Below are 7,275 nucleotides of genomic sequence, written 5' to 3'. Positions count from 1 at the left end.
GCTAGGGGCCCGAGCCTTCCGGGAGCTGCTGGGCGTCACCTTGTGACGTCCTGTCGCGCACCGCCGTACGCCTGCCGTTCTACGGCAACGGCGGGACCGGCCTGGAGCGGGTCGGGGAGGATGGCGGGCATGACCATCAAGGGATGCATGTTCGACTTCTCGGGGACGTTGCTGCGGGTCGAGCCCACCCGGAACTGGCTGGGCACGGTGCTGCAGCGGATGGGGATCGTCCTCGGCGAGGCGGAGTTGACGGCGTACACGGAGCGGCTCGAGCGGGCCGGAGGGCTTCCCGGTGGGGCGGCCCCCGAGCGGGTGCCGGCACGGCTGGAGCGGCTGTGGCGGGAGCGGGACCTGTCGGCGGAACACCACCGGGCGGCGTACACCGCTCTGGCGCGGGAGGCCGAACTGCCCTGGGAGGAGGCCTATGCCGCGTTGTACGACCGGCACATGGAGCCCGCCGCCTGGTCGCCGTACCCCGATACCAGGGAGGTGCTCGAGGAGTTGCGGCGTCGGGGCGTGCCGGTGGCGGTGGTGAGCAACATCGGCTGGGACCTTCGGCCGGTGTTCCGGGCGCACGGTCTGGAGGCGCTGGTAGACGTCTTCGTGCTGAGTTTCGAGCACGGCGTCCAGAAGCCGGATCCGCGGCTGTTCCGCGTCGCCTGCGAGGGATTGGGGCTGCAGCCGGAGCGGGTCGCGATGGTCGGGGACGATCGGCGGGCGGACGGCGGGGCGGCGGTGCTGGGCTGCGCCCTCCACCTGGTGGACCATCTGCCGGTGGAGCAGCGGCCGTCGGGACTGCTGCCGGTGCTCGGCCTGACCGCGTGACCGTAATCTGAACCCGGCGGGCGGCCGGAACGCGGGGTGCGGTACCCGGCGGTCCCCCGCGCCGCCGGGTACCTGCACCTCACCCCCGTTCCCCACATGAGCATGCCACTCGCGTGGGGTCGCCTCGAGTGTATTGGCTCTGAGCCAGTTAAGACAGGAGTAAAGCAGTGTCCCCTCGGCGACCATCGGTCAATGAAGCGATGCGCCGGCGCTCGCGGGAGCGGCTGCTGCAGGCGACCGTCGAACTGGTCGAGGAGCGCGGCTTCGAGGCGACGACACTCGGGGACATCGCCGACCGCGCGGGCTCGGCACGCGGTCTGGTGTCGTACTACTTCCCCGGCAAACGGGTACTCCTGCAGGCGGCGGCGCACCGGTTGATGCACACCGAACTCGCCGCGGCGCTGGCGCGCGAACCCGTCCCCGACGACGGCCGCGAGATGCTCGCCCGGGCGATCGACACCGTCCTGGCCCTGCCCCTGCACCATCCGGTCGTCATGCGGGAGCACATGGCCGGCATCCTCCACGCGGGCGGGTTCAGCGAGTGCGAGGAACGGCAGCGTCTGGGCGACATGCTGCTGGACGCCGTGAGGCGATGGGGTTCGGCGGACCCGGAGCAGGACTACCGCATGCTGCGGTCCCAGCTCATGGGCGCGGTGTTCGCGCAGTTGATCCCGGGCGCGGGCATGCCGCCGGCGCGGCTGCGCGCCGATCTGTTCCAGCGCTACGGGCTGCCCTGGGAACTCGGCGTTCCGCCGGGCGACCTGCCGCCCGGCGGAACGCCGTCACCCGGCACCGATCAGCGGTAGTCGGGCTGGGTCTGGACGTTGAGCTCGGCGATCCGGACACCTCGGGCGCTGTCGGTGCGCCGGTCGGAGATCTTCAGGACGTCGAAGCCCTTGGCGATGTCGTTCGAGTAGATGTAGCCGTTGTAGTAGTAGGCGCTCCAAGCGCCGCCCAGCGTCAGGGTGTCGGTCGAGATGGGACCGCGCTCGAAGTAGCCGATCTCCTCGGGGTGCGCGGAGTCGGTGAAGTCCCACACGGAGACGCCGCCCTGGTACCAGGCCTGGACCATGATGTCGCGGCCCTTGGCCGGGATGAGCGACCCGTTGTGGGCGACGCAGTTCTCGGTGTCGGCCTGGTGGCGCGGGATCTTGTAGTAGTTGCGGAAGACGAGCTTGGGCTTGCCGTGCTCGCGGACGATGTCGTAGATGCCGTCGGCGCCGCGCTTCGGACCGATCGCGGCGTTGCACTCGGCGCCGCCGCCACCGCCGAGTTCGTCGGTGAAGACGACCTTGGTTCCGCGCTCGTTGAAGGTCGCCGAGTGCCAGAACGAGAAGTTGACGTCGTCCTGGACCCGGTCGAGGACCTTCGGCCGCTCGGGGTCGGAGATGTCCATCAGGATGCCATCGCCCATGCAGGCGCCGGCGGCGAGCTTCAGCTTCGGGAAGACGGTGATGTCGTGGCAGCCGGTGGTCTGACTGACCCGGGCCTGGGTCTCGGTGGCGGGGATGCCCGGGTTGCCGCCGTCCGGGAAGAGGACGGGGAAGGCCGTGACGGCCGCCTTCTCCGGGTGGCTGCGCGGGATCTTCACCACGGAGATGCCGTCGTGCGGCGGCTGGCAGTCGGGGAAGGCGGCGCTGGGCGAGTAGGACGAGACGTAGACGAACACGTCGCGCTTGCCCGGCACGAGGGTGTGGGTGTGGGAACCGCAGGCGGTCTCCACGGCGGCGACGTAGCGCGGGTGCGCCTTGTCGCTGATGTCGAAGACCTTGACGCCCTCCCAGGAGGACTTCTCGGTGGCGGGCTGGCTCGTGCTCGCGCAGGAGTTGTCCGAGCGCGAGGAGTCGGTGGACAGGATCAGCAGGTTTCCGGAGACCGAGATGTCGTTCTGCGATCCGGGGCACAGGACCTGGCTGACGATCTTGGGGCTGGTGGGACGGCTGATGTCGTAGACGACGAAGCCGTCGTAGTTGCCCGCGAAGGCGTACTTGCCCTGGAACGCCAGGTCGCTGTTGGTCCCTGTGAGGGACTGCTTGGGTATGTTGACCAGGTGCTGGACGTTGGCGCTCGTGACGACCTCGTCGACGCCCGGGATACTCCCCTCGGCGGTCGCCGGGGTCGGCGCCGCCAGTCCGAACAAGGTGACGGCCGCGGCGGCCAGGGCCGCCAGTCGTCCGGGGCGAGCGAGGGCTGAACGTAAGCGCTTCACCAAGGTTCTCCCTTTTGTCCGTTCGCTTATGAACTTCACACAGACCCCGGAAGTATGACCCTTTTCATGTGCGCGTCAACAGATGACAATGCACGGGTGTTCTCTTCGTATCGCGTTGCGACGCTGCCCGTGCTGGCCCTGACCGCCGCCCTGATGCTCGCCCTGACCGGCTGCGACGGGGGTTCCGCAAGCGAGTCCGCGTCCGCCGCGCCATCCGTGATCGCACCGGGCGCACCAGGCGAGAAGGCCACCACCCTCTCCCAGGAGGAAGCCGCCAAGGCGCTGCCCGACGACTCCCCGAACGCGGCGGACGTCACCTATGTGACGAACATGATCGCCCACCACCAGCAGGCGCTCGTCATGACCGCCCTCGCCGACACCCATGCCTCGGACAAGCAGGTGCGCGGACTCGCCGCACGCATCGACGCCGCTCAGGGACCGGAGATCGACGTCATGGAGGCCTGGCTCAAGACCCACGGCGACTCCCACGGCCATGACCACTCCAAGATGCCCGGCATGGCCACGGAGGCTCAGCTGGCGGCGCTGCGCCAGGCGCGCGGCGCGGAGTTCGACCGGCAGTTCCTGCGCCTGATGATCACCCACCACCTAGGAGCGGTGACGATGGCCACGGAGGTGCTCACGCACGGCCGCAACGTCCAGGTCGGCGAGTGGGCGAACGAAGTGATCGCTCAGCAGAGCGCCGAGATCGCCCGGATGCGGGCCATGGGCTGACATCCCCGACCGCGACACGCTCCGGTGCCTCCCTCCGGTGGCCCCGCGGTGCGATGCTGGACATGACCGCCCATCCCGCCCGTTTCGGGTGGGGACGGGCTGCCGAGGTGAACCCAGCCCTCGCCGAAGGGGAGGCGCCCGTGCTGCGTGTGGCAGTCGTCGGATCAGGTCCCAGCGGGGTGTACACCGCCGAGGCGCTGACCCGCCAGGAGTCGGTGCCGGACGTCGCCGTCGACGTCCTCGACCGGCTGCCCTGCCCCTACGGACTGGTCCGGTACGGGGTGGCCCCCGACCACGAGAAGATCAAGTCCCTCCAGGGAACGCTGCGGCGGGTCCTCGAGGACCCGCGGATCCGCTTCCTGGGCAATGTGACCGTCGGCGGACCCGGCCTGTCCCCGCAGGCGCTGCTGGGGCTCTACCACGCGGTGGTGTACTGCGTCGGCGCCGCGACCGACCGCCGGCTGGGGGTGCCCGGCGAGGACCTCCCGGGCAGTTGTGCTGCCACGCACTTCGTCTCCTGGTACAGCGCCCATCCCGACCAGGCTTCCGGCGGCTTCCCGCTGTGCGCCCGCTCGGCCGTCGTCATCGGGATCGGCAACGTCGCCGTCGACGTGGCGCGGATCCTGGCCCGCGGCGCCGAGGAGCTGCGCCGCACCGATGTGCCGGAGGGGGTGCTGCGGGCCCTGGCGGACAGCCGGGTCACGGACGTGCACATGGTGGGGCGGCGCGGGCCCTCACAGGCGAAGTTCACCACCAAGGAGCTGCGCGAGCTCGGCGACCTGCCCGACGCGGACGTGCTCGTCCGTCCCGAAGAGCTGGCGCTCGACCCCGCGTACGCCGATCCGCAGGGGCTCGTCCCGGTCGCCCGGCGCAATGTCGAGGTGCTGCGCGGCTGGGCATCCCGGCCTCCGTCGGGCCGGCGCCGCCGCATCCATCTGCGGTTCTTCCTGCGGCCGGTGGCGGTGCTCGGCGAGGACGCGGTGGCCGCGGTGCGGTTCGAGCGGACGGCGCCGGACGGGAAGGGCGGAGTGCGCGGCACCGGCGAACTGGAGGACATCGAGGCCGGTTTGGTGCTGCGTTCGGTGGGATACCGCGGTGTGCCCCTGGAGGGGCTGCCGTTCGACGACCGGCTCGGCGTCGTGCCCAACGAGGAGGGCCGTGTGCTGCGCGACGGCACGCCCTCGCCCGGCGAGTACGTCGCCGGCTGGATCAAGCGCGGGCCGACCGGGGTCATCGGCACCAACCGCCCGTGCGCCAAGCAGACGGCCACGGCCCTGATCGCCGACGTGCGGGAACTGCTGGCCCGGCGCGCCGCGGTCGCCGATCCGGCCGCCGATCCGCTGGAGGGGCTGCGGGCACTGGGGCAGAACCCGGTCGAATGGAACGGGTGGGAGGCCATCGAGGCCGCCGAGACGGCGCTGGGACGCTCGCTGGACCGGGTGACCGTGAAGATCCCCGACTGGGAGGGGCTGTTGGGAGCCGCCCGCCCCGCCCGGTGACGTGGCGGGACATATCCGGAGACCGGCCAATGGCCCGCGCACGCCGAGGCGGCCCGGGCGGCCGCACGCGCGCCGCAGCCCGGTTGTCAGTGGGGCGGTGCAGAATCTGTGATGCACGCCATATCCCACCACGGCCCTGAGAAGGTGCGTCATGGACGACGTCGTACTCGCGATCGGCACGCGCAAAGGACTGTTCCTCGGACGGCGGGGCGGCGCCGGCAAGTGGGAGCTGACCGGCCCGCACTTCCCCATGCAGGCGGTGTACTCGGTGGGCATCGACACCCGCCGAGCGGTGCCCCGTCTGCTGGTCGGCGCGGACAGCTCGCACTGGGGGCCGTCGGTGTTCCGCTCCGACGACCTCGGGCGCAGCTGGGAGGAGTCGGCGAGGCCCGCGGTGCGCTTCCCGAAGGACACGGACACCTCCCTGGAGCGCGTGTGGCAGCTCCAGCCCGCCGGTCCCGTTGCCCCGGACCTGGTGTGGGCGGGGACGCAACCGGGCGCGCTGTTCCGCTCCGACGACGGCGGGGTGAGCTTCGAGTTCGTGCGCGGCCTGTGGGAGCACCCGCAGCGCGAGCAGTGGGGCGCCGGTTTCGGCGGGCAGGCGGTGCACACGGTCGTCACCGATCCGCGCGACGCCGACGCGGTGATCGCGGCCGTCTCCTCCGGCGGGGTCTACCGCTCGTCCGACGGGGGTGCGAGCTGGACGGCGTCCAACACCGGGCTCAAGGCGGAGTTCCTGCCCGACCCGTACCCGGAGTTCGGGCAGTGCGTACACAAGATCGCCCGGGACGCCGAGGAACCGGACCGGCTGTATCTGCAGAACCACGGCGGGGTGTACCGCAGCGACGACGCCGGCGCGAGCTGGACGGAGATCGGCAAGGGCCTGCCCGCGGACTTCGGCTTCGCCATCGCCACCCACCCCCGGCGCGGCGGCGTCGCCTACGTCTCCACGGTCAAGGACGGCGGCGACCGCTACCAGCCCGAGTACCGCTGCCGGATCCACCGCACCGAGGACGCCGGCGCCTCGTGGACGGCCCTCTCCGCCGGTCTGCCGACGGAAAGGCACTACGGCGTGGTCCTGCGGGACGGGCTGCGCACGGACGACGCCGACCCGGTGGGGGTCTACTTCGGCAACCGCAACGGCGAGGTGTACGCGAGCGCGGACGAGGGCGATTCCTGGCGGCTCGTCGCCTCCCACCTGCCTGACGTCCTGTGCGTACGGGCGGCCGTGGTCTGAGTGTCGGTGTGAGCCACTAGAGTGACTCACCGTGGCAGCACGACCGTTGAACGAGATCGTCGAAGAAGGATGGGCCAAGGCCCTGGAGCCGGTGGCCGGGGGGATCGCCGCTATGGGCGACTTCCTGCGCGCCGAGATCGCCACGGGGCGCACCTACCTGCCCTCGGGGAGCAACGTGCTGCGCGCGTTCCAGCAGCCCTTCGACGACGTAAGGGTGCTGATCGTGGGCCAGGACCCGTATCCCACACCGGGGCACGCCGTGGGGCTGTCCTTCTCGGTGGCCCCGGAGGTGCGGCCGCTGCCCGGCAGCCTGCAGAACATCTACCGGGAGCTGAACACCGACCTGGGCCTGCCCCAGCCCTCCAACGGCGACCTGACGCCCTGGACCCGGCAGGGCGTCCTGCTGCTCAACAGGGCGCTCACCACCGCGCCCCGCAAGCCCGGGGCGCACCGCGGCAAGGGCTGGGAGGCGGTCACCGAGCAGGCCATCCGCGCGCTCGCGGCGCGCGGAAAGCCTCTGGTGGCCATCCTGTGGGGCTCCGACGCCCGCAGACTGCGTCCGCTGCTGGGGAACCTGCCGGCCGTCGAGTCCGCCCACCCCTCCCCCATGTCGGCCGACCGCGGCTTCTTCGGCTCCCGGCCCTTCAGCCGCGCGAACGACCTGCTGGTCCGACAGGGCAGCCAGCCCGTGGACTGGAGCATCCCGTAACACCCGAAGGCCCACCGCCCGCGTCCCCTCGCCGTCCCCTTAGAGGTCTGCGCGGATAGGCGGG

7 protein-coding genes are annotated in these 7,275 nt (G+C 71.3%); 6 read left to right on the top strand and 1 reads right to left on the bottom strand.

Annotation, left to right across the window (positions count from 1 at the left end):
* Positions 1 to 129: 129 nt before the first annotated feature.
* Complete coding sequence (locus tag ACRWND_RS29740; RefSeq protein ID WP_431954893.1) at positions 130 to 825, top strand: HAD family hydrolase; 696 nt, start codon at positions 130 to 132, stop codon at positions 823 to 825.
* Between the two features lie 167 nt (positions 826 to 992).
* Positions 993 to 1,631, top strand: coding sequence for a TetR/AcrR family transcriptional regulator (locus ACRWND_RS29735; protein WP_431954891.1), 639 nt, complete (start codon positions 993 to 995; stop codon positions 1,629 to 1,631).
* On the opposite strand, the gene ACRWND_RS29730 is transcribed toward ACRWND_RS29735, so the two are convergent.
* Entirely contained in the window at positions 1,622 to 2,986 is a 1,365-nt protein-coding gene (locus tag ACRWND_RS29730; protein WP_431954897.1) for an LVIVD repeat-containing protein, read from the bottom strand. The two genes, ACRWND_RS29735 and ACRWND_RS29730, sit on opposite strands and share 10 nt — an antisense overlap.
* A gap of 201 nt (positions 2,987 to 3,187) precedes the next feature.
* Here ACRWND_RS29730 and ACRWND_RS29725 point away from each other — a divergent pair, with 201 nt between their 5' ends.
* The 4 genes from ACRWND_RS29725 to ACRWND_RS29710 all read left to right on the top strand — a co-directional run bounded on the left by ACRWND_RS29725 (position 3,188) and on the right by ACRWND_RS29710 (position 7,211).
* Positions 3,188 to 3,766 (top strand): DUF305 domain-containing protein, encoded by a 579-nt coding sequence (locus tag ACRWND_RS29725; RefSeq protein ID WP_431954895.1) that lies wholly within the window; start codon positions 3,188 to 3,190, stop codon positions 3,764 to 3,766.
* Between the two features lie 140 nt (positions 3,767 to 3,906).
* Positions 3,907 to 5,265 (top strand): FAD-dependent oxidoreductase, encoded by a 1,359-nt coding sequence (locus ACRWND_RS29720; RefSeq protein WP_431954894.1) that lies wholly within the window; start codon positions 3,907 to 3,909, stop codon positions 5,263 to 5,265.
* A 151-nt stretch (positions 5,266 to 5,416) separates the two neighbouring features.
* Positions 5,417 to 6,502, top strand: coding sequence for a WD40/YVTN/BNR-like repeat-containing protein (locus ACRWND_RS29715; protein WP_431954889.1), 1,086 nt, complete (start codon positions 5,417 to 5,419; stop codon positions 6,500 to 6,502).
* A gap of 31 nt (positions 6,503 to 6,533) precedes the next feature.
* Positions 6,534 to 7,211, top strand: coding sequence for a uracil-DNA glycosylase (locus ACRWND_RS29710; RefSeq protein WP_431954888.1), 678 nt, complete (start codon positions 6,534 to 6,536; stop codon positions 7,209 to 7,211).
* Positions 7,212 to 7,275: the final 64 nt, after the last annotated feature.

Origin of the sequence: Actinacidiphila sp. bgisy167, assembly GCF_965342175.1 — a bacterium.
GTDB lineage: Bacteria > Actinomycetota > Actinomycetes > Streptomycetales > Streptomycetaceae > Actinacidiphila.
Note: the sequence above shows the minus strand (reverse complement) of the source record. Positions and strands in the feature narration are given on the sequence as shown.

Coding starts and splice junctions, on each gene's coding strand:
- ACRWND_RS29715 (WP_431954889.1), top strand. CDS start 5,417: ATGGACGACGTCGTACTCGCGATCGGCACGCGCAAAGGACTGTTCCTC.
- ACRWND_RS29725 (WP_431954895.1), top strand. CDS start 3,188: ATGCTCGCCCTGACCGGCTGCGACGGGGGTTCCGCAAGCGAGTCCGCG.
- ACRWND_RS29740 (WP_431954893.1), top strand. CDS start 130: ATGACCATCAAGGGATGCATGTTCGACTTCTCGGGGACGTTGCTGCGG.